The organism is Rhizobium sp. L51/94, assembly GCF_019355555.1.
Taxonomy (GTDB): domain Bacteria; phylum Pseudomonadota; class Alphaproteobacteria; order Rhizobiales; family Rhizobiaceae; genus Rhizobium; species Rhizobium rhododendri.
The window spans coordinates 511,407-536,322 of sequence record NZ_CP072142.1 but is presented as its reverse complement, the minus strand read 5'-3'; the positions used below and the strand labels follow the sequence as shown (position 1 = coordinate 536,322).

Genomic DNA, 24,916 nt, shown 5'->3' with positions numbered 1-24,916 from the left:
GTCGTGCCCGTGAGATCGTACTCAGAAGTCAGCGGGAGGACGATGTCTGCGGCCGCTCGTTTGGAGGATGAGGTTAGGCTGGGCTATCGCCTGCGGCTTGCCTAGCAGGTAGCCTTGGCCGATGTCACAGCCCAGGGCCTGCAGCCGCTGGAGCTGGCTCTCCTCCTCGATGCCTTCCGCCGTGATCTTGACGCCGAGCCCGCTTCCCAGCGAGATGATTGCCCTGACGACCTTGTCCTGCTTGTCGCTGTTTTCGAAGGTCGCGACGAAGCTCCTGTCGATCTTGATCTTGTCGAACTGAAATGCGGACAGTTGGGATAGGCTGGAATAGCCGGTGCCGAAATCATCCAGCGCGATTTTGATGCCGGCCTTGGTGAACTGATCGAGGACATAGCGGGCCGCCTCGGGATCCTGGATGAGCGCGCTTTCCGTCACCTCCAGTTCCAGCCGGTGGACGGGAAGGCCGACCTCTCCTAGAACTTGCATCAGGCGAAGCCCCAGCAGCCTGTCGCTGAGCTGGACGGGAGAGATGTTGAACGACAGCACGGTATCAACGGGCCAGGACAGAGCATCCCGGCAGGCCGTTCGAAAGAGACTGTCGGTCAGTTCGACAATCAGGCCGCTATCCTCGGCGAGCGGAATGAAGTCGCTGGGCGGAATGAATTGACCCGGCGAGACCTCCCATCGCGCAAGCGCCTCGTAACCGACGATCTCCCGGGTCTTGAGATCGACCAGCGGCTGGTAATGCGGACGGATTTTTCCCGCCTTCATGGCGCGCTTCAGATCGGCTTCCATCTGGACGCGCTTTTCAAGCTCCGTCTGCATGGCGGGTACGAAGGTCCTGACGCCGTTGCGGCCTGCTTTCTTCGCGGCATACATCGCGCAGTCGGATTGCTGGATAGCCTCCGCCAAGGTGGCGCCGTCCTCGGGGATCCGCGCGATGCCGACGCTGGCACCCACGTCGACGTTTGCAGCGTTGATTGATATCGGCTTCGAGATATTGCTGACGATGCGGTTTCCCACCGCGATAAGATCGGGATTTCCCATCCTCTCCGTGATGACAAGGAACTCGTCGCCGCCCAGGCGATAGACGTTGGCATCCGGAAAAATGTAGCGAAGCCGCTCCGCCACGATCTTCAGCACCTGGTCACCGTAATCGTGGCCGAGAAGGTCGTTGATCTTCTTGAAGCCATCGAGGTCGATGCTGAAGACTGCGTATCCATCCTTGCAGGCAAGGTTTTCTCGTGTCGCCGCATCCGCGCCGAGAAAACGCCTGTTGGGGAGCTCGGTCAGGGGATCGTGGCAGGCAATCCAGTCGACATGTCTCTCGGCGGCATGTCTCCGGCGAATTTCTTCCGCCATGTCCTTTATGCGGACCAGCGAATAGATCAGACCCAGGGCGCCGCCGATATTCAGGGCCGTAAAGACCTCATCGAAATCGTATTTCTCGTTTTCGCGGAAAAATGTATCGAGGGCCTCGTGCCCGTTGTAATGAACGGCCAGCCCGTAGATCACCAGGAATGTCGCAATCCAGAGGATTGCTTCGACCTTGGCGCGATTTCGGCGCAGTGATTGCACAGAGCTACTCCCGGAGACGGAAAATGGCTTCATGCCGATCGTCGGAATACATCTCCCGCCGCTGTTTATGCATTTTGCCGAATATATATTGCAGCGGGGTTAAAGTGTTTCGTCGGAGAAAGATGGTCATTTCCGGCGCAAGCTGATCGCCGATAGCCAACAACCGTTGGAGGCAGCTTTGCAGAAGGCCCGAGGTTCACCCGGATCTAGCGGGGAGAAAGAGGCCTGGCCAGGGAGACCAGGCCTCCGCCATTGGAGGTCAATCCAATTGGTGTGCTACGTTGAGCGGCAGGGAATGTCGCGCGTAGCATCGTTACTGTTAGCCTAGCATAAGTTTTCGGCAACGCATTCCTGCGCTAGCAGCACGACCAGGATCACATCTTCTGCGAGACGTGGCTGCTTGTGCACATTAATAAAACGGCGTGCGTCATGGCGTTCAGCAAAGCCGCCGCGGTGGCACGCCGGTCATGCGTTGTGAACCACAAAAAACATGGCCCGACAAAAGCCGGGCCATGCTCAGACTGCTTTAAAGAAGCTGTCTATTAGAAGCTGCGCTGGAAACGCAGGATACCAGCCCAGGAGTGTTCGTTTGTCGAATCCCAGTTGGTGTATTCGACTTCAGGCTCGACGGTCAGGCCCTTGACTGGCTGGAACTTGACGTTTGCAGCAGCGGCAAAGATCTTCGAGTCTGTGTAGGCGACCTGAACGTTGGCCTTGAGCTTGTCGTTGATGGTTGCAGAACCACCGCCCCAGACTGCCCAGTCACCCCAGCCGCAAAGCTCTTCCTTGTTCGCAGGGCAAGCACCGTCGGTAACATAGCCCGAAGCGTACTTGTTGAGCTTGTCGCCGTCTGTGTTCCAGCCGCCCATCAGGAATGCCGAGAAGGTGCCGAAATCGGCATCGACGCGAGCCTTGATGGCGCCTTCTTTGACGATCGAGTCGTAGCCGCCGACAACCTTGATGCCCCATGCGCCCGACTTGAAGCCGAAGCCCAGAACGCCGTCTGGAACGTACTGGTCGTTCTTGGAGATCTGCCAGCTTTTGCCGTTGCTCTGGGTGAAGCTGGAGTCGTAGTAGGTGTCGCCGCTCGAATTGCTGTCTTCGATCGAAGCGAGAGCCGTGAAGCCATTGCCCGGATCAAACGTGTAGGTCAGCTGGTTGAGTTCGGTGTTCGTCGGTCCAGGGCCGTAGGAAACCACGTCGTCCTGGATGATGTCGCCAGCATAGCCCGGATAGGACGAGAACTGCGAGTCGGCCTTGCCGACGAGGAAGCCGCCGAGGCTGATGTTGGCAAACAGCAGCTTTGTGGAGTTGTCGCCTTCCTGCGAATCCCAACGCATGACCATGTCGGTCTTCAGCGCGCCGTATTCGGTGTCGCTGGCAGTGTCGAGGCTGAGTTCAGCGCGGGTGTGCCAAAGCGTGCCGATCTTGTGATCAGGCTGGTAGGCATCTTTCCACTCGCCTTCGGTACGAACCATGCCACCGATCTTCAGGCAGGTTTCCGTGCCTGGAATGTAGAAGTAACCGGCGCCGTAGGCATCGCAAATGCGAACATATTCGAGCGGTTCCGGCTCAGCTGCAACAATTGCGTCCGCTGCATTGGCAGCCGAGAATGCCGAGAGGGCGGCAGCCGATGCAAGGAGAAGACCCTTAATCATCATCTTTAAAATCCATTTCTTCGGTGCAGGTCGCTTGTATCGAGAGGGTCGATACGGTCTGAAGCCTGCTAGGTGGGAGCCTGTTTTATCCGGAACTTTCGCCCGTGGACCAAGGCTATGGCGAAAGGGTGCGGCCGCACAACTTCCGTCTCGCCAAACGGGGCCGCTGGAAGAGCCGATTTCCGGCGACGCGGCTGTGAAAACACATTTAGAAAACGGCTAGCACGACTACGTTTTGTAATAGTCACCCGGAAGACGCATTTCGGGCCCTTGAGCCCTCCGACCGGACATGGGGGGAAGGCCGTCCTTGCGAATCGCGAACGAGCAGAGCGCGCGCTTTGAAACGCGGCGATCCGATCGTTCGTCAGCTCAGGCAGCCCGGACAAGGCTCGCGCAAGCGCTGGGAGCGAATATCGTGACAACATGTATCTGAAAGCGGAACCACGCCGGGCAAGGCGGGGCGCGCCGCATAGTGGAAGGCTTGAGAGTTTGATTGGTGCAGCGGCCCAGATCCAGACATTTGCGGACCCCAACCTGATCATCGGCAAGGCGCCGATCGTGCGGGCGATCTATGAACAGAGAGACATCACGCCCCTCTGGAACCAGCTGCTGGAGCGGGCTTCTGCCGATCTCGGCGACGCTGCCGCCTTCATGGATGCCTCGATCGTCCTGCATACGGTGGGCGAGAAGGAAAAGGCCGTCATCAGCCAGAAGGCTGCCCTCGATATCAGCCGCCAGTACCGGATCCAGAATGGCAAGGGCACAGGCCTGGACATTCTGGTGTTCATGACGGCTGGCGATTTCATGGCAAATACGCCGATCGAGTTTCTGCTCGAGCATTCGGATACCAACCTCCTGCTCTATTACGTCGACGCGGAAACACGGGATCTCTCCGATATCCCGGCACATGACGTCGCCTTCGTCGCGGTTGGTGAATCCACGGACAATCTCCCGGTCCTCGAAAACCTCAAGCGGCTTTTGCGCGACTGGTCGGGACCGATCCTGAACAATGCGCCGCAGTCCATCATGGATCTTTCCAGGGATGGCGTTTCCAATGCCTTCAGGGACGAGCGCTGGGTTCTCGCGCCTGCAACCGTTCGCGTCGATCGTCAAAAGCTTCAGCGGCTCGCTGCTGGCGAGATCGAACTGGGCTCCATCCTCGACGCAACGAGCTTTCCGATCATCGTCCGGCCACACGGCACGCATGCGGGCAAGGGCATGGAGAAAATCTCGGCCCGCTGGGAGCTTTCGGGCTATCTCGCCGCGCACGCCGACACCGAATTCTACCTGACGCCCTTCATCGACTACAGCGACGAGGACGGAAAGTTCCGCAAACAGCGCATCGCGTTCATCAATGGCAAGGCCTATGCCAGCCACCTGGCGATTTCCGACCACTGGATGGTCCATTACCTCAGCGCCGGCATGGCTGAGCATGCGGAGCGTCGCGAGGAAGAAGGCCGCTGGATGGCCAATTTCGACACCGACTTCGCCGTCCGCCACGCAGCAGCCTTCGACGCCCTGCATCGCCGCTTCGGGCTTGACTACTTCGCCATCGATTGCGCCGAGTTGTCGGACGGACGTCTGCTGATGTTCGAAGCCGACGTCGCCATGATCGTCCACTCGATGGATTCCGAAAAGGTCTTCCCCTACAAGAAGCAGGCGACGACCAAGCTATTCGCAGCCTTCGAAGGCGCCCTGAGAGATCGCATGCTGCGCGCGACCTCCGCCTCCGACGTCACCTGTGCCCATACGGGAAAACCGGCTGTCTACCAAAGGACTGACGACGACTGCCTGATCTGCGCGCTGGCGATGTTTACCGGCAGGACCTACGAAGACATCCAGGACATGGCGATAAAAAGCGACCCCCGGTTCCCTCTGGGCGGGCCCATGAGCCACTCCATCATGCGCGGCGTCGCCAACGCATGCGGCCTCGTGCTGCTCAGTGGTATCTACATGCTGTGGGACAAGCCCGGGATCATCGGCGTCGTCTCACCGACGGTCCCCGACACCGGGCATGCGGTCTTCTGGGACGGCGAGAAGATCATCGACCCCGGCTCGAGCGCACGCGTCGACCGCGCATATGTCGACCGTTGCGGGCTGGAGTTCACCCAGCGCGCCCGTGATCTTGCGCCGCTGATCCAGCACGAAATGCAAATCTCCTATATCGCCGGCGCCGTGGCGGTCGACGAGCCGATCCTCTGAAGCCGTCGTTCGCAGCCAAATTACGGAGACCATCATGGCTGCAAGTCAGCGTCTAATCCTACCGATGCCAGTCGACCCGTCATCGACGCCGGCTAAAACAGCGCTTCTCGGGCAGTCGCTCGCCTCCGTTCCGCTGCTACTCGGGGCTGGCGGCGACCAACGCATTTCGCCCGATCCCGTCCATCGACGGAACCGCTACGGCACACTGACGACGCCCGCCGAGCACGAAATTTCGTTCTCGTCGACGACGGCCAGCAACGTATCAGGCGACGGGTTCCGCGCGGCCGGGATCGCTCTCGAGCGGCTCGTCGATCGCCAGTCAGCAGATCCGGTTGCGATCGACCGATGGTTTGCCGATATCCGTAAGGGCATCGCCACCAGCCTTGGCTGCACCGACGCCACGATCATTCTGGCAGCCTCCGGGACAGACGCGGAGTTGATGGCCCTTTGCCTGTTTGCAGGGCTTTCCGCGCGTCCCCTCACCAATATTCTCGTTGCGCCGGAAGAGACCGGCAGCGGCGTGCCCCGGGCTGCATCCGGATGCCACTATTCGGATCTTGCTGCCCTCGGCAGCACCGTCGAAGCCGGAAAGCCGCTGGAAGGCCTGGATCCCGAGCGGATCGAGGTGTGCACCGTGGCCATCCGCAACGGCGAAGGCGAACCGCGTCGTCAGGAGGAGATCGACGATGCCATGATCGCCGCCGTCGAACGGGAGCTGAAACGCGACCGCGACGTGCTCGTCCATGTGCTCGATACATCGAAGACAGGCCTGTCCGGCGTGACGCGGCAGGCAGCCCGGCATGCGGCTTTGCTTGCCCCCGGCCGCGTGCATGTGATCGTCGATGCCTGCCAGTTCCGCTGCTCGGCGTCCGATATCCGGCAGGATCTTGCCGACGGTTTTCTCGTCGTACTGACTGGCTCGAAATTTGTCGGGGGCCCACCCTTTTCCGGCGCTCTCCTCGTGCCGACGTCTCTCGGGGAGGCCCTCGCCACCAGAAGCGCTATTCCTTCCGGCCTCTCGGCCTACACGGCAGCCCATGACTGGCCATCGGCACTTCGGGAAAAGATGGATTTCACATTCGGCTCGCACTTCAATCTCGGTCTCGGCCTTCGATGGGTGGCGGCCTCTGCCGCCCTCGATCGCTACGCCGTCATCCAGGACGACGAGCAGGCGCTCATCAAGGCCCATTTCGTGAAACTGGTGCGCGCCCGTATCGACAGCGTCGCCGGTATCCGCCTGCATGCCAACGATGAGGGCGCCCATCTCGACGCAAGAACGATCGTGCCCTTCACGATCTCCAACCGCACCGGCGGCTTTGCCTCCTTCGAGCACTCGCAGATGATCCACCTGCTCATGCGCGAGCGCGACGACGGTCCGGTTTGCCATCTTGGCCAAGCCGTCCGGCTTGGATCTCGCACGGTCCTCAGGGTCGCGGCTTCAGCGGCCGACGTGCTTGATGTCTCGGCCCGCATGGCAGCTGCTCTGCCGTTGCACCAGGCATTCCATCCGGTGGAATCGCGGCTCGATGCGGTGTTCGACAAGCTGGCGGCCGTCCTTCACCATGTCCGGGCTCTCTGATGCCGGAAGCGGATACGCGCGGCGATAGAACGGCTGAGCGCTCCAGCCTCGACCCGCTGGACTGGAGTGAATTTCGCGCGCTCGCCCACGGCATGCTGGACGACATGATCAGCCATATCGAGACCGTCCGGCAGCGACCGGTTTGGCAACCGCCGGCAGCCGAAACGCGCGCCCGGTTTGCCCGTCCGTTGCCTGCAGACCCTCGCGAACTCGGCGACATCCTCGATGACGTGCGCACCCACATCCTTCCCTTCGCCACCGGCAACCTGCATCCGCTGTTCATGGGCTGGGTCCATGGCGCGGGTACGCCCGTCGGTATGGTGGCCGAGATCGTCGCCGCCGGAATGAACCTCAATTGCGGCGGCCGCGACCATATCGGACTGGAGGTCGAGCAACAGATCGTCCGCTGGATGAGCGAGGCCCTCGGCTATCCCCAAGGCGCCAGCGGCCTGTTTCTCACCGGCTCTTCCATGGCCAACTTCCTGGCTGTGATCATCGCCAGAACGGAGGCGCTCGGCCATTCCGTCCGCCAAAACGGCTTGCGGAATCGGGACCGACAACTCGTCGCCTATACCTCGAGCGAAGCCCATGGCTGCATTGCCCAGGCGATGGAGCTTTCCGGCATAGGCTCGGCCAATTTGCGAACGGTGACTGTCGACGCTGACGGACGAATGCAGACCAGCGTTTTGCGCACCATGATCGGCGCCGACCGGGCCGCCGGACACCTGCCGTTTCTCGTCGTCGGCACCGCAGGCACCGTCAATACCGGGGCCATCGATCCGCTTTCTGCCATAGCCGACATCGCTGTCCAGGAAAATCTATGGTTCCACGTCGACGGCGCTATCGGCGCTTTGGCAGTGCTTTCGCACGATCTGCGAGAGCTGTTTGCGGGCATCGAGAAATCAGCCTCTGTGGCGCTGGACTTTCACAAATGGGGCCATGTTCCCTATGATGCCGGGTTTCTGCTGGTCAGGGACGGCGCCGCCCACAAGCGGGCCTTCGCCCAGCCGGCGGCCTATCTCCAGCGCGCCGATCACGGCCTTGCGGCCGGTGAGACCTGGCCCTGCGATCTCGGCCCCGATCTGTCGCGCGGCTTTCGAGCGCTCAAGACCTGGATGACGATCGAAACGCTCGGCACGGAGCGCATCGGCAGTTCCATTGCGCATACCTGCGAACTCGCATCCCATCTTGCCCATCATATCGAGCGGCACACGCTGCTGGAACTCAGGGCACCGGTCGCCTTGAACATCGTCTGCTTCGGTGTTCGCGGGGCAGGTTCCGATTTTGTCCGGGATCTGGTGCTCGACCTCCAGCAATCCGGCCTGGCTGCCCCGTCCTGGACGACGGTCGGCGGCGAGCTGGCAGTGCGCTGCGCAATCGTCAACCACAGGACGACATCCGCCGATATCGACGCCTTCATCGACATCATCGACAGATACCTGGCCGGCAAAGGCTACTGAAACGGCTGTCTGAGCGAGGTGGAATGCAGGAAAGTGCCCGCATTCCAGACCACGCCGCCTCGGCTTTTGGTAAACCTAGGCGTGGAGCCGGCTAAACATGTTTACTTTTGCGGCTTCCAGGCGAAGTGATCGCCTACCGCCACGATGTGGCCGACACCGGGAAACGGGAAGTGGGGTGCAAAGATCAGCTCGTCATCCTTGGCGAGTTGCGACAGGATTTCCCGGCGGCTGACCTTGCCCTCGACTGCATCGTTGTCAAAGCCCATCGCCCAATCGGGCTCGGCTAGCGATACAATGTAGCTATGGGCTGTGTCACCGATGTCCAGAAGCCGTTTCTTGCCGGAGACGATCTGATAGCCGACATGACCCGGGGTGTGTCCTTTGATGGGCACGGAGGTGATGCCCTCGGCAACGCTGTCACCAGGCGCGAATGTCTTCACCTTGGGCGTGATGGCGGTCACCAGCGCGGCCATCTTCGGCTGGGTCTGCAGCCACGTCCAGTCGGGCGCCGAGATGCGGATCGTCGCGTTGGCGAATGCAAGAGAACCGTCCGCCTTTACCAGTCCGCCGACGTGATCGCCGTGAACGTGGGTGATCAGCACGTCGGAAATATCCTCCGGCTTGCTCCCGGCCTTGGCGAGGCTTTCCAGCAGAACACCGTGCGCCGATGGCCCAAGGCCGGTATCGATCAGGATTTTCTGGCTGCCGGACTGCACAAGAAGCCCGTCGACACTGAGCGTAACGCGGTCCGTCGGCTGTCCGGCTGCCTTCAGCACCTTGGAAACGGCCTCCGGTCCGATCCCGACGCCAAAAAGCTTGCCGTCATTGGCTGCAACGAACTGAGCATCCCGCAGCGCGGTCACCTTGATGCTGCCGATGGTGAATGTCTTGGCCGCAGGTTCGGCCGAAACCGGCCCGGTCTCTATCGCAAAGGCTTGTCCGGCAACGGAGGCGCTCAACATTGCCAGGAGTGAAAGTGCTTTCATCGGTGTTCCCCTCTTTACGAATGGCCTATTCAAGGCTTGCAGCGTGTGATTGCCTGACTGTGGTAGCCTCTGCCACCTCGCCGCGCAACCCGGGAAACGAGGCCCTAGCCGTCGAGGAAACCGGAGGCCACGTCGGCCGTGCTGCTGACGGCAACAGCCAGATCGACCTCTTTTACGACCGTTGCGCCGGCCGCCCTAAGATCGTTCGCTTGCTTGAGCGCTCCGGAAGTCGGTGCGGCAAGAGCGGTCACTGTCCCCGCAGCAAGATCCGCGATCCACAAGCCGTCTTCTCCTGGCAGTCCGATTACAACCACTTTCGCCATCGATGTCCCCTCTCGTGTCTGCTTAAAATCCAGCCTTTCGCAGGCCTTCGCGATACAGATCTTTCTGCCACTGTTCTTTCATGGCGATGACTGAAAGCCACTTATCCACATCGAAATCAGGATTGCTCTGCCGCGCCTTGCGCACGAAGGAACGCGCCTTCCTGATGTCGCCGAGCATCGCCCAGCAGGCCGCAGAGAGCCTATTGGTAAGGCTCTTGTCGTGCGTCATGGCGATATAAGCCAGGGCAGCCTCGAAATTCCCGAGGCAGTAGCTGGCACCGGCGGCAGTCCAAAGGTAGGTGTCAGGTGTCAGCGGGTTGAGGTCGATGGCATTGACTATTTTTTCCATCGCCGCCGCCGGCTGCGAATAATGAACCAGCGTATCGGCATGGTCGGCGATAATATCAGCATTGTGCGGGCTGAGCTTCTCGGCAAGCTTCATCGCCTCGACGCTCTCGTCGAGGTCCCCCTGCAGCAGCCTGACCACTCCCAACTCGCGATACCCTCCGCCGAGATCTGCACCGGCAGCAATCGCCTTGGTGGAAAACTCCGCAGCCGAGGCCAGCAATTCCTGGTCGCCGCGCGCCGTGAGCAACCACTCCTTGGAATAGGTGCGCGCTATACCGCTCAGCGCCGGAGCAAAATGCGGGTTGGTTTGCAGCGCGGACCGGAATTCCCGACGGGCCCGGCGCAGATTCGGCAATGTCAGATCCTTGAGATGACGCTGCCCAACCAGATAGCTGTGATAGGCCTCCGGGCTGGCCTCGAAATAAGCCCGTGACAGCTCGTCCCGCTCAATCTGCGAGGCAACGGTCACCGCGATACGCTTGGAAATTTCCCGCCTCTGGCGCGTCAGGTTGGAGGCATCGAGGCTGAAACGTTCAGCCCAGACGATCTCGTCATTGGCAAAGGAAATCAGCTGGGCAAAGAGCGAAACCTCCTCATCGTAGCTGATCCGGGTGTCGAGGATGTAGGAAATGGAATGGCGGGCGAATGTAGCAGCCTTGTCCGGATCGCGGGAAAACTGGCCAGCCGTGTGGGGTGCGATCACGCGCACGCTTTTCAGGGCGCCGAAACCGATCGTGATGTCCTCGATCAGGGAGGCCGCAAGCAGCGTCGCGACAATATTTCCGCTGTCGAGTTGCGGCGGCAGAAGTGCCAGACGCGGCAGCTTGAGATGGCCGCCGCCGTAGGGAGACAGGAACGGCGACGGGCGAGCCAGCAGCAACGCGCGGGCCTCCGCAAACTGCTTGTTGAACATCCGGCCCGCCAGATCCAGCGAAATCAGGTCTTGCCCCGCATCCGCAGAGCCGGATGGCGTCTCCTCCTTCAGGCTCGCGCCGGATGACAAACCCTCCAGGCTACCCTCGCTCCCCGAGCATTCGAGAAGGAAGCGCTGGACCTCTTCGTCCTGAGGGCAGAGCGTGAATAGGCGGAGCGCGGCTGTCCGCATCGCGTCGTCGCAGCCCCGGGCCGAGAGCATCGGCAAGGCGCGTTTGAACGCCCGCAGCAACCGGTCTGAACAGCCCTTGCGTTTTTCCTCGACCCAGGCGTCGAGCAGCGTATCCATGGGCACGAAGTCCTGGAGAAACTCCGGACCAATGACATTCAACATCCGGTGCAGGGAGCGGACCGCGTCCTCGTCTTCCAGAGTGTCGATGGATGTGAGGTCGAAATCGAGCGAGCCGATCTCCACGCGAATTGTCTTGTCGGTAAACGTCAGGAATTCGACACCGAGTTCGAGCTGCCTGTCCTTGATCCGGGAGATGAGCTTGCGCATGTTGGCGAGCAGGCCGGATTGACTTGAGCCACTCCACAGTAACGCGGCCACATCTTCGCGCTTTGCTTCCATCTGCTTGGTATCAAGAAGATAACAGAGCGCTAAAAGAGCTTTTTCAGGAAAAGAAACATCACCGATGCGATCAACAAGTCTTAAGCGACCGAAGGTATGCAGTTTGAACTTCATGGTTGCTTTCCACAGCTCTCTGTCTGTCAGGATATATAACCTGTTCACACGATACGGCTTTCAAGGCAAGGTAATGATCGATCTCTTTTGTTTTAAATTATTGACGATAGAGATCGCTGCTACGGCAAAACCGCTGCAGCGACCTGCTAGGCGATGTCGGCAGTGAGCCTTACTGGATAGTCCTGATGGGATTCTTCGGCGCTGGATCGAAGCCGACGAGATCTGTCGTCAGCTTGGCATAGGTGCCGTCGGCAACCATCTCGGCCAGAGCCTTGTTGACGGCCTTGACGAGTTCAGGCTTGCCTTTCTTGACCGCAAAACCCTTCTGGATATGGCTGATGGCTTCCGGAAGCACCTCGAGCGGCATCTTCGCCGACTTAATCATGTAGCCGGCCCCGATGGCGTCGGTGATCTCGGCGTCGATGTTGCCGTTGAGGAGATCCTGGATGCCGTCCGTCTCGGCCTTGTAGGCCTTGACCGTGGCGCCCTTGTCTTCTGCCAGCTTGGCGAAGGTCGAGGATGCCAGCGCCCCGACGGATTTGCCCTTGAGATCGGCAGGCGTCTTGATGGCGGAGCCCTTCGGAACGACCACAGCCGCGCCGGATTCGAGCCAGCCATCGGCAAAGACGACCTGCTTCTGGCGCTCGGGCGTGATATCCATGGCGTCGCTGGTGATATCATACTGGTCGGCCTGCAACCCGATCAACAGCGATTCCCACTTGATGATGACCGGTGTGTATTCGAGACCGAGACGTTTGGAAATCTCCTTCATGACGCGGATTTCCAGGCCGTCGAGGCTGCCATCGGCACCACGCATGCTGAACGGCGGAAAGGTGCCCTCGGTAGCCACCAGCAATTTGCTGGGTTGCAGCAGTTCGAGATCGGCGGCCGAAGCCGGAGCGTGAGTGGAAAAGGCGGCCGCTGCGGCAAGCGCAAGGGCGATAAGCTGGCGTTTCATGACTGTTCCCTTCATTTTTCTTGATCGATATCCCCTGTCGTTTGCAACCGGGGTCAGTTTCTTCGGGCATGGCGCACGAGGAATAGGCAGGGTGCCTCAGCTGTTCACCGCGTAGCGGCGCTCCAGCCAGGCGGCAAGCTGGGTCAGGATCGTCGTCAGCAGCAGGTAGATGACCGCAACCGCAATGTAGAAATCGAACGGGCGGAAGGTCATCGCGATCAGCGTCTGGGCGTAGAGCGTCAATTCCACAACCGTAATTGTCGACAGCAACGAGGTATTCTTCAGCGTCGAGATCGCCTCGTTGGTGAGCGACGGCAGAACGATGCGGAAGACCTGCGGCAAGACGATCGTCCGCATCGTGGCAGCCTGGCTGAAGCCGATCGCCAGTGCGGATTCGGTCTGCCCGCGCGGGATCGCCATGAGGCCGCTGCGGATGATTTCAGCCACATACGCGCCGCTGTTTATGCCGAGCGCCAGCACGCCGGCGGTAAACGGCGACAACCGGATCCCGACCTGCGGAAAGCCGAAATAGACGATGAATATCTGGATGATCGTCGGCGTGCCGCGAATGAACCAGATGTAGAAGGCCGTGACCGAGCGAACGGCACGCCATTTCGACCGCTGGCCGAGGGCTGCGAGCAGACCGCAAATCCAGCTGACGACAATGGTGAGGATCGTCAGCCAGAAGACGGTCCAGGATGCCATCAGGAAGCCGGATCCGTAAAGACGGACATCCCCCAGGAAATCAGCCAGCATCATCATGCTCCCTCGATAGTTTCAGCAGGCGCGGAGCCATAGGCCAGGCCATCGTGAAGGATGCGATGGAGGAACTGCCGCAGCCGGTCGCTGCCGGGGTTGCGCAGAATATCGCGCGACCCCGTTTCGGCGATAACGCCCTTGTCGAAAAACAGGACGCGGGACGACACGTCGCGCGCAAAGGCAATCTCGTGGGTCACCAGGAGCATCGTCATGCCCTCGGCGGCAAGCGAGGCCATCAGCACGAGAACCTCGTGCACCAGTTCGGGATCGAGGGCCGAGGTCACCTCGTCGAACAGCATCAGACGCGGTTTCATCGCCAGCGCCCGGACGATGGCGACGCGCTGCTGCTGGCCGCCGGAAAGCCGGGACGGATAGCTGTGGCGCTTGTCGTAGAGACCGATGCGCGACAGCAGTGCCTCCGCCTCTTCGACGGCCTGTGCCTTGGGAAGCTTCAACAGTTTCATCGGCGCATGGATGACGTTTTCGAGCACCGTCATGTGCGGCCAGAGATTGTAGCTCTGGAAGACCATGCCGACGCGGGTCCGCAGCGACTGCATCTGCGCCGGAGTCGGAAGAAAACGCGATTCCGTGCGGAAATCGAAAGACAGTTCCTCGAACTTCAGGAAGCCGGATTGCGGCATCTCGAGGCCGTTGATCGAGCGCAGGAAAGTGCTTTTGCCGGAGCCGCTGGCGCCAATGATCGAAACCACCTCGCCGGGCTCGACCGCAAGCGAAACACCCTTCAGGACCTCGTTGTCGCCAAAGCTCTTTCGGATGTCCTTGAGGACCAGAAGCGGTGTCGTGGGGGGCGGTGTAGCTTGGCCAGCAATTGCCGTCTCGGAAATGTCTGTCATCGTTCGGTTACCCAATACTCTCACCCCGGGAATGGCTCTAAGCCTGTTGCCGGGATTGCCTTTGCCTTACCGCCCACAGGAAGGGTATTCAGTATACCGCTGGAATTCAAGAACTGATTTCATACATTTACCAGCCGGCCCGTCATCAGACTGTTCTGATTGATTAAAATTTCACCCGGTCTATTAAATAATCAATTGCCGGCAACCCGACATTTGACTTGGGAACACGCTTGGTGTACCGAAATTTCCGTAAGCGCGAAGTTGGGGCATTTTGACAATCCGTCGCTGCCTCGAATGCGTAGGATCTGCAAAAGCAGCCGCTGGCGCTTGACCAGAATCCGCCGACAGGAGTTTGACGATGAGCCGCTATTTCCCGCTGGACGAATATCAAAGCCGGTGGGACAGGGTGCTGGAAAACATGCGGTTGCATGGCTTAGAGACGGCCGTCGTCTTCGGACGTGGTGGCGGCACCACCGATAATTGCGGCGACATCCTCTATCTTTCGAACCACTACGCTATCAGCGGCGGCACGGATTCGCTGATCTGGTCGGCGCGTTCGTTCTCGGGCATCATTCTTCAACAGGGCAAGGAGCCGCAGCTCCACATCGACGAACCCGAGGTTCGAACCGATCTCGTCTCCATCTCCGACGCGCATTGTTCGAACCATCCCTTCCGCAGCGTGGCGAAGGCGTTGAACGACAGGGGCATCACGGGCCGCGTGGCGCTGGTCGGTACACAGTTCATCCCGATGAAATTCTACCAGCAACTGCTCGAGGAAGCGCCCGGTATCGACTGGGTGCCCGCAGACGACCTGGTGCGCGCCGCGCGGCGGATCAAGAGCCCGCTTGAGCTGGAGTGCTATCGCATCGGCGGCGAGACGGCCACGGCCGGGCTCAATCGCCTGATGGAGGGTCTGACGTCGGGCCTTTCAGAGCGGGAAGCGGCCGGCGAGGCAGCCCGCGAAGTGGTGCGGCGAGGCGGCCGGCTGCAGATGATCGGCACCAACCACGGCGAAACCCTCGGCTTCGACCAGCGCTTTCCGTTAACAGGCTACAGCGCCGATACGCCGAAGCCGGGCGATATCGTCACCGGCACGCTGCACGGCGCCTTTTACCAGGGTTACTATCTCGACCCCGGCCGTACTGGCGTGCGCGGCAGGCCGACCGCCGACCAGCGGAGGCTGATCGAGGCAGCGGCAAACATCGTCCATCGCCTGTCCGACATGATGCGCCCCGGAACGAAGCTTCTGGACGTCGCTGCCGAAGGCGACCGCCTGACAGCTGCCTTTGGCGGATCGGTCTCGCCGATCATGAAGAATTTCCCGTTCTACGGGCACGGGATAGGCCTCGGCTTCGAACAGCCGCGGATCTCGACTGTCATGTCGCAGCCGGACGATGTCGTCGACGAAAACATGGTGTTCGGTGTCGAAGCATTCCTATCACTCGATGGGGTCGGGGCCGCGTTCTTCGAAGACATCCTGATTATCGGCGGACATGAAAACGAACTGCTGACCCGCTCGCCCGCATATTGGTGGTGAGCGCCTAATGCAATGACGGAAGAGCCGGCGGCCGGAGCCGCCGGTGGCTTGGCCTCAATGGGCGAAAACGCCGTCGAAATCCTTGAACCCCTTGACCTCGATCGGATTGCCGCTCGGATCGAAGAAGAACATCGTGCGCTGCTCGCCCGGCTCGCCTTCAAACCGTATGACCGGCGGTATGTCGAAAGCAATGCCCGCATGCTGCAGCCGTTCGGACAGCGCAAGCCAGGCATCGAGCGGCAGGACGACGCCGAGATGCGGCATCATTACCATGTGATCGCCCACCTTGCCGGTGCGGGTGACCTCGAACGGCTTGCCGAGATGCAGTGAAATCTGGTGTCCGAAAAAGTTGAAATCCACCCAGGTGTCGGTGGACCGGCCCTCTTCGCAGCCAAGCACGCCGCCATAGAACTGACGCGCCTCATCGAGATCGGTGACATGGTAGGCGAGATGGAAAAGCGAACGCATGGAGATGTCCTTTTCAGTGGTGCAACGGGGAGGAACCGGCTTTACCGGATGGTTAGATCGCGTGACAGGGTAGACAGAGGTTCGCAGCCTTCTTCGGTGACGATGACAGTTTCGGAAGCGCCGACCGTCCAGACGCCGTAGCTGCGCAAGGTCGCCGGCAGGTGAAACACCATGCCGGGCTCGATGATCCGGTCAACGCCGGAAAACAGGCTGAGCATGCCGCCCTCCCCCCAATCCGGCGCAAAAGCGACGCCCATGGAATAGCCGATCCGCTTGCGGAATGCAGCGGTGTAGCCGCCCTCGTCGATGACACGCTGGGCTGCCTCGTGCGGCGCCGAGCACAGTCTACCCGGCCTGACTTCATGCAGGGCCGCTTCGAGCGCGTGAAGCGAGCAATCCATCATCCGCCGGGCCTCAACGGGTGGCCCGCCGATCCACACCGTTCGCATCAGCGCGGCGTGATAGCGGGCATGGCTGCCGGCCAGTTCGAGGAACACCGGATCGCCGACCTCGATACCGCGGCGGCGCCACGTCATGTGCGGTAAGCCACTGCGCGGCCCGGACGACACCAACGGCTCCATCGCCATTGCCTCGGACCCTGCGCGCGTGGCCGCATCGAGCATGGCAGCGGCTACGGCGTTTTCATTCGTCCCTGCCCCGCAGGCCGCAATCCCGGCCGCAATCCCGGCCTGCGCGTAGGTGGCAGCCAGCCGGATGGCGGCAAGTTCCGCAGGCGACTTCACCGCCCGGAGAGGGGCAATGATGCCGGAACCGTCAATGAGCGCGTTACCACCGGTCCGGAGTGAGATCTCGTCTGCCAGGACAGGCGGCAGGAACCAGCCGCCGAGTTCGATAGCAGGCCGGTGGATGCCACGCTCGCGCAGGACCTCAGCCAGGACAGCCGCTGGCGCCTCGCCGTCCTGGTAGACGACGATGTCGTTGAGCCAGGTGTTGGCGATCGATCCCACCAGTTCAAGCTGACGAACCAGCAGTGTCGCCTCCCCCTCGACCGGCAGGACCAGCGCCTGGAAGGCAAAATAGCCCGCCGTCTGGCGGCCGGTCAGCCAGTAGATGTTCTCGGGCGTCGTGACGATCAGCGCCCGGTGGCCGGCAGCAGCGATGGCAACCCGGGCCCAGTCCTGCCGCGCCTTGAACTCGCTCTCGGGGAACGAGGCCTCGCAACCTCGGAATTCGGCATAGTCGTGCATATCACGTTACTCGGTTCAGGCATGTCGTCCCGGGATCGGGACGGAAGAACGGATGGTCAGACAGTGATGAACGCTCAGCGCGCGAGCCATTTCAGAAACCGGCTGCGGACGCTGTCGAAATGCGCCTCCATGGCAGCGGCGGCGGCAGCGGCATTCTGCGCCTCGATGGCGTCGATGACAGCGATGTGCTCGGCAGCCTGTTCGGCGAACCGGTCATGGGTGCGGGTGATCGTGCAGCGTCGGGCGATGCTGCGCATCTCCTGCAGCATGCCGGGCAGAAGATGCAGGCCAGCGGCCTCGGCGACCGATTCGTGGAATGTGTCGTCATCCATCCAGAAACGATCGAAGGCGACATCCTCGGCCTCGACATAGGCGCGCATGACCCGGCGCGCCTCGACAAGTGCCGCCGTCATCGGCCGCCCCGCCGCACGGGCTGCAGCGGCCCCTTCGAGAAGACGGCGTATCTGGACGATCTCCAGCAATTGCTCGACGGTGACCGGCAGGATCATCAGCGTGCCGTTGGTCAGGCGCGAAACGACGCCTTCCTTCTGAAGCCTTGAGATCGCGGCCCTGAGCGGCGTGCGGGAAATACCGGAGTCGACCGCCAGCGTCCGCTCGGTCAGGAGGTCGCCAGCCTTGATCGCGCCTTCGAGGATGCGCTGCTTGATGTCCCGGTAGGCCTGCTGCGCCAGTGTTTCCTTGTCGCTCATCGGGATATCCTCAAGGGATCGTTGAGGGCGGTCGCCGGCCGCTCGCCGGAGAGCGCAGTCAACACATTACGGGCGGACCCAACGGCCACGCGGCGCAAGGCTTCTTGCGTCGCGCCACCGAGATGCGGCGTGAAAATCACCCGGCCGGTCGACGCAAGCGGCCCCAACGGTGCATCATGGCTGTAGACATCCAGACCGGCTGCCGACACGCGGCCGGCATCGATGGCAGCAGCAAGCGCGCCTTCGTCGACAAGCCCGGCGCGCGCGGTGTTGACCAGAATTGCGCCATGCCTGACGAGCGAAAGCGCCCGTTCGCCGATGAGGTGCTTCGTCTCCGGGCGCAGTGGCGTATGGAGCGACACGAGGTCCGCCTGCTGCAATCCCGCCTCCAGCGTCGCCACACGCTCGAAACCAGCGATATCAGCCACCCTTGGCGAATAGACCAGGACCCGCATGTCGAGTGCCCCCCTGAGCATATGGCCAAGGCCGGCGCCTGTGGCACCCCACCCAATTATCAGCGCGGTCTTGCCGGAAAGCTCGGTGAACGTCTCGCGCTCGCGAAAGCCATGGGCGCCGCCGCGTTCGCTGCGGTCGGCTGCTGGAATACGCCGGGCGGCAGCCAGCGCCAGCGCCAATGCCAGTTCGGACACCGACCGCGCATTGGCGCCCGGTGTGTTGCAGACCAGGATGCCCTTCTCGGAGGCTGCATCCTTGTCGACCGCATCGTGGCCGGCGCCGTGCACGACGATGACGCGCAGGACGTCGCTGGCACCGATGGCCTCAGCCGTAAGGCCCGCGTCGCGCGTGATCGCCGCATCGCAGCCGGGGATCATCCGTGAGACCGTTTCCATGTCCGGCTTCGGGCAGAGAACGGGTTCGACGCCGGCGCGGCGCAACAAATCCAGTCCGTCCGCATGGACCGGCTGAACGACAAGGCATCTCATGCGCCGGTTCCTCCAGGGGGCAGCGCGAGCTTCTCGAGTACCGCATCGCGCGCGTGCGTGACATGCTCGGCCATCAGCCTTGCTGCGCGGTCGCCATCGCCGCTGTGCAAGGCGGCAAGAATTCCCAGATGCTCCTCGCAGCTTTTCAGGAAGCGGTCCGGCAGATGGGTGTGGTCGAACATGCAGGTCCGGCGGCGCAGGTCAGCAATTGTGGACACCATCATCTCGCTGCGGCTGGCCTCGGCGATAACCCGGTGGAGGTCGTCATCCACCTGTCGCTGCTCGTCGTCTTCGCCGGGACCTTCGTCGTGCAGGCGGCGCACCCGCGCCTCCAGCGCCTCCAGCACAGCAGGTGGCACCGCGACGGCCTGCTGGGCACAATGGGATTCAAGCACCCGGCGCAAGAAGAAGATTTCCTCCACTTCGGCCGCCGTCAGCCTTCGCACCTTGAGGAAGCGACCATCCTGCACCGCGAGACCTTCGGCCTCGATACGCTTGATCGCTTCGCGCACCGGCGTCCGCGACATGTCGAGCGTTTCGCCCAGCTTCGCTTCCTGCAGCGCATCGCCCGGCGTCAGCGCGCCGGACAGGATCATCTCGATGATTTTACCATAGGCCCGTTGGGCAAGCGGCTGGCTCATGGCACTCTGCCTCCTGGTCGATCGCTGCTCTCGGGCTTGACGGCGAGATTGTCGAGAATGCCCCGTAGAAGATGTCTTTCCGCGATGAGCAATTCCTCGGCCTCTTCCTGCGGGATGCGGGCAAAATGGATGGACCGGCCGCTGACCACCTGCGCCAGGCCAGCCAGGTCGACGGAGGCCACCGTGGCAATCTTCGGATAGCCACCGGTCGTCTGTCGCTCCGCCATCAGCACGATCAGCCTGCCTGACGACGGCACCTGGATCGAGCCGGCCGAGGTACCATCCGAAACGATGTCATGCCCGCCGTCTGCTGCAATTGGCGGCCCGTCGAGCATCTGGGCCATGCGATCCCGCGCGGCCGACACCACGAACGATGCCTCGAGAAATGTCTCCGCTGCGGCTTTGGAGAAATAATCGTCCTGCGGGCCGCAGACGACGCGGATCGGGCCGCCACTGCGACGAAAGGGCTGCCGGAGGGCGCGGTTGGGCAACGGGGCAGCGTCGCCGAGCGGCAACCGGTCGCCAATCTCCAGCCGCCGGCCTTCGTGACCACCGAGCCCGGTGCGCAAATGGGTGGAACGCGATCCGAGAACCGGAACGGTATCTATCCCGCCCGAGATCGCCAGATATCCCCAGACGCAATCGCGGAGCGCGCCGATGGCGAGCGTCATGCCGGGCAACAGGTGATGGCTTTCCCACGGGTGGACCTTGTTTCCATCGATCCTGACATCGACATCGCCACCGGTGACGGCAAAGCGAACAGGCCGGGTGACTGTAAAACTACCGCCGACGGCAGCAAACTCGAGCGCAGCCGATGTCGCGGGATTGCCGACAAGGGCATTGGCGATACGAAACGACGGCCCGTCCATAGGGCCGGCACCGGAGACGCCGGCATGCTGCAGGCCTTTCCGTCCGAGGTCCTGGACGGTCGTCATCGGTCCAGTGGTGTGGATTTCGAGAAAGCTCATGGCGTCGCCCCCTCCCCCGCAGCCGGGGTCCGATCGAGCTGCGATGCCTCGTCTTCGTTGACGGGCCGGAAGCGGACCCGATCGCCCGCCCCGAGCAGGAAGGGTGCGGCCCGGGAGGCGTCGAACAAACGAAGTGGGGTCCGGCCGATGAAACGCCAGCCGCTCGGCCCGGGAACGGAATTGATGCTTGCCTGCTTGCCACCGATGCCGATGGCGCCGGCCTCTATCCTCTGGCGGGGCGTGGGCAGTCGCGGCGTGTGCAAAGTCTCCGGCAGGCCGCCGAGATAGGCAAACCCTGGCGCAAAGCCGATCATGTAGACCCGGTATTCGACGGAGGAATGGAGCTCTATAAGCTGGGACACCGTCATCCCCTTCATGCCGGCAAGTTCCTGCAAATCCAGTCCCACCGCACCGCCATAGACAACGGGGACGTCGAAGCGCTGCGGGTGGACGCTGCCGACTTCCAGCGCATCCAGCCGCTGCTGCAACGTCAGCGCCAGGCTGCTGCCGCGAACGACGGCGGGATCGTAGACCACCATCAGCGAGCGATAGGTCGGCACCAGTTCCTCGACGCCATCCACCGGGCTGTCGGCCATGCTCGCGGCCAGCGCGATCACCCGTTCGCTGACGGCTTCGTCAATGGTATCCGCGAGTTCAACCGACAAGGCGCTATCGCCGCAAGCAAGAATGCGGGGAAACGTCCTCACCATTGTCTGCGGTCCCCTTCCGTCCATCCGAGTAAGGTGCGATTGTCGGTTGTCATACTATGTTGCTATTTCAGTATACCAACTGTATGTCAACCGAAAGTGCTTTTTTGCGCGAGCGCCCGGTCGTAAACTGCGCATGACATCAGTCTGCTGGCCTGACGCCTATCCTGCAAGGAGATCCCAGCCATGGCAACCGTAGACCTCAATTGCGACATGGGCGAAAGTTTCGGAGCCTACAAGATCGGCGACGACAGCGCTATGCTGGAGGTGATTTCGACCGCCAACATCGCCTGCGGCTTTCACGCCGGCGATCCCGTAGTGATGCGCGATACGATCCTTGCCGCCAAGGCGCGGGGTGTGGCTATCGGCGCCCATCCGTCCTTCATGGATCTCTACGGCTTCGGCCGCCGTCGCATCTCGGGCGAACGGCCGGAAGATCTGGAAGCCCAGATCATCTACCAGATCGCCGCGATGCAGGGGATGGCAAGAGCGCTGGGCTGGCCGATGACCCACGTTAAGACGCATGGCTCGCTCGGCAACATGGCGGCGGAGGATGCGGAGCTTGCGGGCGTCTGCGTGCGCGCAATCAAGGCCGTCGACCCGTCGCTGGTGTTCGTCACGCTTCCCTATTCCGAGACGATGAAGGCGGCGGAAGCCGTCGGCCTGCAGGTTGCCTGCGAGGTCTACGCGGACCGCACCTACGACGATACCGGCATGCTGACATCGCGGCAGAAGGAGGGCTCGGTCATCCACGACCCGCAACAAAGCGTCGACCAGGTCCTGTCCATGGTGCGGGATGGATTGATCCCCACCATCGGCGGCAGGATGCTGCCGGTCGAGGCCGCAACGATCTGCGTCCATGGCGACAACCCCAGCGCCGTCGCCATGGCCCGTGCCTTGCGCGCATCGCTTTCGGCACACGGCATCGATATCGCCCCTTTCGCAAAACCCGCTCTCTGACCGAGGACCTGAACTTGACCCGCATTGTTTATCTGAATGGCGACTGGATTGCTGAAACCGACGCAAAAGTCTCCGTGTTCGACCGAGGCTTTCTGTTCGCCGATGCCATCTACGAGGTAACTGCCGTGATCGGCGGCAAGCTGATCGACTACCAGGGCCACTCCGCCCGCCTGCAGCGCTCGCTGTCCGAACTCGATATCGCCTGCCCGCTGTCCGAAACAGCACTGCTTTCCGTGCATCGTGAACTCGTCAGCCGGAACGGGCTCGATGAAGGGCTGATCTACCTGCAGATCAGCCGTGGTCCTGCCGACCGCGATTTCGCCTTTCCGGCCAAGCCGGAGCCGACCATCGTGCTCTTTACCCAGGCAAAACCGGTGCTCGCCAATCCCCGCAACGAAACGGGGATCGCCGTTGCCACTGTGCCGGACTGGCGTTGGGAGCGCCGCGATATCAAGACCGTCCAGCTGCTCTACCCGTCTATGGCAAAGATGGAAGCGATGCGGCGCGGCGCCGACGACGCCTGGCTGGTGGAGGACGGGCTCGTCACCGAGGCCAGCTCTGCAACGGCTCATATCGTCAAGACCGATGGCACGCTGGTAACCCGTGGCCTTTCCCACGCGATCCTGCACGGAATTACCCGCGCAAGCATCCTCGACCTTGCGCGCGGCGCAGGCATTGCCGTCGAGGAACGCGGGTTCAGCGTCGAGGAAGCCAAGCAGGCCGCAGAGGCCTTCGTGACATCCGCGACCAATTTCGCCACGCCGGTGGTCAGGATCGACGACACGACGATCGGCGATGGCAAGCCCGGCCCGATCTGCCGGCAGCTGCGCGACCTCTACACGGCAAGCCGCCTTTCCAAGGCGATCTGACAGTCATTCAACCGAAAAGGCTGCCGCGATCGCTCGCGGCAGCCTTTTCGTTTTCGAAGGGCTCAGTTCTTGACGGTGTCTTCCAGGAAGAAGCGTCCGAGCGGGTTCTGGTAGAAGTTGTCGATATTCTTGCGCGAGACGTTGATGTAGGGGCTGTAGTAAAGGTCGATCCAGTTGACATCGTCCTTGGCGATCTTCTGGAGATCGACATACATCTGCTCACGTTTTACCGGATCGAGTTCCAGGCGAGCGGCAGCCACCAACGCCTTCACCTTCTCGTTCTTGTAATGGGTCGAATAGTTGTTGTTCGAGTCGTGGCCGAGCACGAATGTCGTCTTCTGGTCCGGATCGAGGATGTCGTTTGTCCAATAATTGACCGACACATCGTAGTCGCCGGCAACGATCATGTCCCACTCCTGGCTGGCATCGACTTTCTGTAGGGTCGCGGTGATACCGGCCTTCTGCAACTGCTGCTGCAAGAGCACGGCAATCTGCTCGTCGACCTCGTCGCCGGCACGCACGAGATAATTAAGTTTCAGGTCCGAGGCTCCCGCAGCAGCCAGCATCTGCTTTGCCTTTTCCGGATCGTAAGGGCGCTGCATGTTGTCGGCGTAATAATAGAGTGCGCCCTTCGGAATGTACGAATTGGCGACGGTTCCCTGGCCGAAGGTCACAGCATCGACGATTGCCTTCTTGTCGATGGCCAGATCCAGCGCCTGCCGGACCTCCTTCTTGGCGAGGGCGCCATGCTCGTGGTTGATCAGCAAGTGGTCTTCACGGGTGGACGGGTCGATATCGACGTTGAGGTTGGCATCCTTCTTCAATTCGGCGACGCGGGAGAAGGGAACGAAGATCGCAGTGTCGAGCTGGCCGGCCTGCACGTTCAGCATGCGGGTGTTGTCGTCGGGAACCGAAATCCATTCCACGCCATCGAGCTTGACGCGATCGGCCTGCCAGAAATACGGGTTCTTCTTCAGGATGACGCGGTCGCCGCGACGCCATTCGTCGACGACGAAGGCACCGGAAGCAATTGGCTTCTCGGTGTAGCCATCCGATCCGAGCGCCTCCATCCCCTTCTTCGAAATCACGGAGGCGTTGGGCAGAGCCAGCGTCGACAGGAAGGGCGCGGACGGGTTCTTGAGCTTGATCGTCATGGTGCGGGGGTCGGTCGCGACTGCGGTGTCGATCACCTTGAACGAGTCGCCCCAGAGCGATGCCTTGTCGTCGCGGATACGCAACAGGCTGTAGGCAGCATCTTCAGCCGTCAGCGGCGAGCCGTCTGAGAACTTGGCGTCGCGGATCTTGAAGACGTAGGTCAGTCCGTCCTCTGAGATCGTCCAGCTTTCGGCCAGTCCCGGCTCCAGTTTCGTGCCGGTCTTGTCGACGCGGACAAGAACGTCGTAGACGTTGGAGAACACCCAGTTGTCGATATTCTGGGCCGTCTTGATCGGGTCGAAGGTGGTCGAGTCCTCGCGGCGGCCGATGGTCAGAACGCCGGCCGCTTCTGCAAAGCTGGCGCTGAGGGTGAGGCCCGCGACGATGAGCGCGAGGCCAGCAGTCTTCCATTTCCTGGTCATGATA

At 61.6% G+C, this 24,916-nt stretch carries 22 protein-coding genes; 6 read left to right on the top strand and 16 right to left on the bottom strand.

Annotation, left to right across the window (positions count from 1 at the left end; all coding sequences use genetic code 11):
* Positions 1 to 21: 21 nt before the first annotated feature.
* Together J5274_RS20480 and J5274_RS20475 are read right to left on the bottom strand one after the other, a co-directional pair.
* Positions 22 to 1,578, bottom strand: a complete 1,557-nt coding sequence (locus tag J5274_RS20480) for a bifunctional diguanylate cyclase/phosphodiesterase (RefSeq protein WP_219275607.1) — start codon at positions 1,576 to 1,578, stop codon at positions 22 to 24.
* A gap of 542 nt (positions 1,579 to 2,120) precedes the next feature.
* Positions 2,121 to 3,239, bottom strand: coding sequence for a porin (locus tag J5274_RS20475; RefSeq protein ID WP_142830867.1), 1,119 nt, complete (start codon positions 3,237 to 3,239; stop codon positions 2,121 to 2,123).
* A 486-nt stretch (positions 3,240 to 3,725) separates the two neighbouring features.
* On the opposite strand from J5274_RS20475, the gene J5274_RS20470 reads away from it, so the two are divergent.
* The 3 genes from J5274_RS20470 to J5274_RS20460 are packed head-to-tail and all read left to right on the top strand — an operon-like array spanning position 3,726 to position 8,477.
* Positions 3,726 to 5,438, top strand: coding sequence for a RimK family alpha-L-glutamate ligase (locus J5274_RS20470; RefSeq protein ID WP_202617190.1), 1,713 nt, complete (start codon positions 3,726 to 3,728; stop codon positions 5,436 to 5,438).
* 34 nt (positions 5,439 to 5,472) lie between these two features.
* Positions 5,473 to 7,017, top strand: coding sequence for a hypothetical protein (locus tag J5274_RS20465; RefSeq protein WP_143123157.1), 1,545 nt, complete (start codon positions 5,473 to 5,475; stop codon positions 7,015 to 7,017).
* Entirely contained in the window at positions 7,017 to 8,477 is a 1,461-nt protein-coding gene (locus J5274_RS20460) for an aminotransferase class V-fold PLP-dependent enzyme (protein ID WP_219275606.1), read from the top strand. The genes J5274_RS20465 and J5274_RS20460 overlap by 1 nt, the downstream gene beginning before the upstream one ends.
* Before the next feature lie 101 nt (positions 8,478 to 8,578).
* On the opposite strand, the gene J5274_RS20455 is transcribed toward J5274_RS20460, so the two are convergent.
* The 6 genes from J5274_RS20455 to J5274_RS20430 all read right to left on the bottom strand — a co-directional run bounded on the left by J5274_RS20455 (position 8,579) and on the right by J5274_RS20430 (position 14,323).
* Positions 8,579 to 9,463, bottom strand: coding sequence for an MBL fold metallo-hydrolase (locus J5274_RS20455; protein ID WP_219275605.1), 885 nt, complete (start codon positions 9,461 to 9,463; stop codon positions 8,579 to 8,581).
* 104 nt (positions 9,464 to 9,567) lie between these two features.
* Positions 9,568 to 9,786, bottom strand: a complete 219-nt coding sequence (locus J5274_RS20450) for a hypothetical protein (protein ID WP_143123160.1) — start codon at positions 9,784 to 9,786, stop codon at positions 9,568 to 9,570.
* 22 nt (positions 9,787 to 9,808) lie between these two features.
* Complete coding sequence (locus J5274_RS20445) at positions 9,809 to 11,752, bottom strand: hypothetical protein (RefSeq protein WP_219275604.1); 1,944 nt, start codon at positions 11,750 to 11,752, stop codon at positions 9,809 to 9,811.
* 169 nt (positions 11,753 to 11,921) lie between these two features.
* Positions 11,922 to 12,710 (bottom strand): transporter substrate-binding domain-containing protein, encoded by a 789-nt coding sequence (locus tag J5274_RS20440; protein WP_219275603.1) that lies wholly within the window; start codon positions 12,708 to 12,710, stop codon positions 11,922 to 11,924.
* Between the two features lie 96 nt (positions 12,711 to 12,806).
* Complete coding sequence (locus J5274_RS20435) at positions 12,807 to 13,466, bottom strand: amino acid ABC transporter permease (protein ID WP_142830853.1); 660 nt, start codon at positions 13,464 to 13,466, stop codon at positions 12,807 to 12,809.
* Positions 13,467 to 13,468: 2 nt separating this feature from the next.
* Positions 13,469 to 14,323: an amino acid ABC transporter ATP-binding protein gene (locus tag J5274_RS20430; protein ID WP_142830851.1), complete on the bottom strand. Its 855-nt coding sequence runs from the start codon at positions 14,321 to 14,323 to the stop codon at positions 13,469 to 13,471.
* A 358-nt stretch (positions 14,324 to 14,681) separates the two neighbouring features.
* On the opposite strand from J5274_RS20430, the gene J5274_RS20425 reads away from it, so the two are divergent.
* Positions 14,682 to 15,860 (top strand): M24 family metallopeptidase, encoded by a 1,179-nt coding sequence (locus J5274_RS20425; RefSeq protein ID WP_219275602.1) that lies wholly within the window; start codon positions 14,682 to 14,684, stop codon positions 15,858 to 15,860.
* A gap of 54 nt (positions 15,861 to 15,914) precedes the next feature.
* On the opposite strand, the gene J5274_RS20420 is transcribed toward J5274_RS20425, so the two are convergent.
* The 7 genes from J5274_RS20420 to pxpB form a co-directional block, all read right to left on the bottom strand.
* Positions 15,915 to 16,328, bottom strand: coding sequence for a VOC family protein (locus J5274_RS20420; protein WP_142830847.1), 414 nt, complete (start codon positions 16,326 to 16,328; stop codon positions 15,915 to 15,917).
* Between the two features lie 41 nt (positions 16,329 to 16,369).
* Entirely contained in the window at positions 16,370 to 17,536 is a 1,167-nt protein-coding gene (locus J5274_RS20415; protein ID WP_219275601.1) for a Xaa-Pro peptidase family protein, read from the bottom strand.
* 74 nt (positions 17,537 to 17,610) lie between these two features.
* Entirely contained in the window at positions 17,611 to 18,246 is a 636-nt protein-coding gene (locus J5274_RS20410; protein WP_219275600.1) for a GntR family transcriptional regulator, read from the bottom strand.
* Positions 18,243 to 19,190, bottom strand: coding sequence for an NAD(P)-dependent oxidoreductase (locus J5274_RS20405; protein ID WP_219275599.1), 948 nt, complete (start codon positions 19,188 to 19,190; stop codon positions 18,243 to 18,245). The genes J5274_RS20410 and J5274_RS20405 overlap by 4 nt, the downstream gene beginning before the upstream one ends.
* The gene (locus tag J5274_RS20400) at positions 19,187 to 19,831 is read right to left on the bottom strand and encodes a GntR family transcriptional regulator (RefSeq protein WP_219275598.1); all 645 of its coding nucleotides are present in this window, start codon (positions 19,829 to 19,831) and stop codon (positions 19,187 to 19,189) included. Before J5274_RS20400 ends, J5274_RS20405 begins: the two co-directional genes overlap by 4 nt.
* Complete coding sequence (locus J5274_RS20395; RefSeq protein WP_219275597.1) at positions 19,828 to 20,799, bottom strand: biotin-dependent carboxyltransferase family protein; 972 nt, start codon at positions 20,797 to 20,799, stop codon at positions 19,828 to 19,830. The genes J5274_RS20400 and J5274_RS20395 overlap by 4 nt, the downstream gene beginning before the upstream one ends.
* Positions 20,796 to 21,509, bottom strand: coding sequence for a 5-oxoprolinase subunit PxpB (gene pxpB, locus J5274_RS20390; RefSeq protein ID WP_219275596.1), 714 nt, complete (start codon positions 21,507 to 21,509; stop codon positions 20,796 to 20,798). Before pxpB ends, J5274_RS20395 begins: the two co-directional genes overlap by 4 nt.
* A gap of 183 nt (positions 21,510 to 21,692) precedes the next feature.
* Between pxpB and J5274_RS20385 the strand changes: the two genes are divergently transcribed.
* Complete coding sequence (locus J5274_RS20385; protein WP_219275595.1) at positions 21,693 to 22,466, top strand: LamB/YcsF family protein; 774 nt, start codon at positions 21,693 to 21,695, stop codon at positions 22,464 to 22,466.
* Positions 22,467 to 22,480: 14 nt separating this feature from the next.
* On the top strand, positions 22,481 to 23,335 hold the full coding sequence (locus J5274_RS20380; RefSeq protein WP_374113759.1) for a D-amino-acid transaminase: 855 nt from the start codon (positions 22,481 to 22,483) through the stop codon (positions 23,333 to 23,335).
* Positions 23,336 to 23,397: 62 nt separating this feature from the next.
* On the opposite strand, the gene J5274_RS20375 is transcribed toward J5274_RS20380, so the two are convergent.
* On the bottom strand, positions 23,398 to 24,912 hold the full coding sequence (locus J5274_RS20375; protein ID WP_209207146.1) for an ABC transporter substrate-binding protein: 1,515 nt from the start codon (positions 24,910 to 24,912) through the stop codon (positions 23,398 to 23,400).
* Positions 24,913 to 24,916 lie beyond the last annotated feature (4 nt).

Bases quoted from the DNA above. Each gene is read 5' to 3' on its own strand.
- J5274_RS20475 (WP_142830867.1), bottom strand. From the start codon at position 3,239: ATGATGATTAAGGGTCTTCTCCTTGCATCGGCTGCCGCCCTCTCGGCA.
- J5274_RS20465 (WP_143123157.1), top strand. From the start codon at position 5,473: ATGGCTGCAAGTCAGCGTCTAATCCTACCGATGCCAGTCGACCCGTCA.
- J5274_RS20460 (WP_219275606.1), top strand. From the start codon at position 7,017: ATGCCGGAAGCGGATACGCGCGGCGATAGAACGGCTGAGCGCTCCAGC.
- J5274_RS20455 (WP_219275605.1), bottom strand. From the start codon at position 9,463: ATGAAAGCACTTTCACTCCTGGCAATGTTGAGCGCCTCCGTTGCCGGA.
- J5274_RS20450 (WP_143123160.1), bottom strand. From the start codon at position 9,786: ATGGCGAAAGTGGTTGTAATCGGACTGCCAGGAGAAGACGGCTTGTGG.
- J5274_RS20445 (WP_219275604.1), bottom strand. From the start codon at position 11,752: ATGAAGTTCAAACTGCATACCTTCGGTCGCTTAAGACTTGTTGATCGC.
- J5274_RS20440 (WP_219275603.1), bottom strand. From the start codon at position 12,710: ATGAAACGCCAGCTTATCGCCCTTGCGCTTGCCGCAGCGGCCGCCTTT.
- J5274_RS20435 (WP_142830853.1), bottom strand. From the start codon at position 13,466: ATGCTGGCTGATTTCCTGGGGGATGTCCGTCTTTACGGATCCGGCTTC.
- J5274_RS20430 (WP_142830851.1), bottom strand. From the start codon at position 14,323: ATGACAGACATTTCCGAGACGGCAATTGCTGGCCAAGCTACACCGCCC.
- J5274_RS20425 (WP_219275602.1), top strand. From the start codon at position 14,682: ATGAGCCGCTATTTCCCGCTGGACGAATATCAAAGCCGGTGGGACAGG.
- J5274_RS20420 (WP_142830847.1), bottom strand. From the start codon at position 16,328: ATGCGTTCGCTTTTCCATCTCGCCTACCATGTCACCGATCTCGATGAG.
- J5274_RS20415 (WP_219275601.1), bottom strand. From the start codon at position 17,536: ATGCACGACTATGCCGAATTCCGAGGTTGCGAGGCCTCGTTCCCCGAG.
- J5274_RS20410 (WP_219275600.1), bottom strand. From the start codon at position 18,246: ATGAGCGACAAGGAAACACTGGCGCAGCAGGCCTACCGGGACATCAAG.
- J5274_RS20405 (WP_219275599.1), bottom strand. From the start codon at position 19,190: ATGAGATGCCTTGTCGTTCAGCCGGTCCATGCGGACGGACTGGATTTG.
- J5274_RS20400 (WP_219275598.1), bottom strand. From the start codon at position 19,831: ATGAGCCAGCCGCTTGCCCAACGGGCCTATGGTAAAATCATCGAGATG.
- J5274_RS20395 (WP_219275597.1), bottom strand. From the start codon at position 20,799: ATGAGCTTTCTCGAAATCCACACCACTGGACCGATGACGACCGTCCAG.
- pxpB (WP_219275596.1), bottom strand. From the start codon at position 21,509: ATGGTGAGGACGTTTCCCCGCATTCTTGCTTGCGGCGATAGCGCCTTG.
- J5274_RS20385 (WP_219275595.1), top strand. From the start codon at position 21,693: ATGGCAACCGTAGACCTCAATTGCGACATGGGCGAAAGTTTCGGAGCC.
- J5274_RS20375 (WP_209207146.1), bottom strand. From the start codon at position 24,912: ATGACCAGGAAATGGAAGACTGCTGGCCTCGCGCTCATCGTCGCGGGC.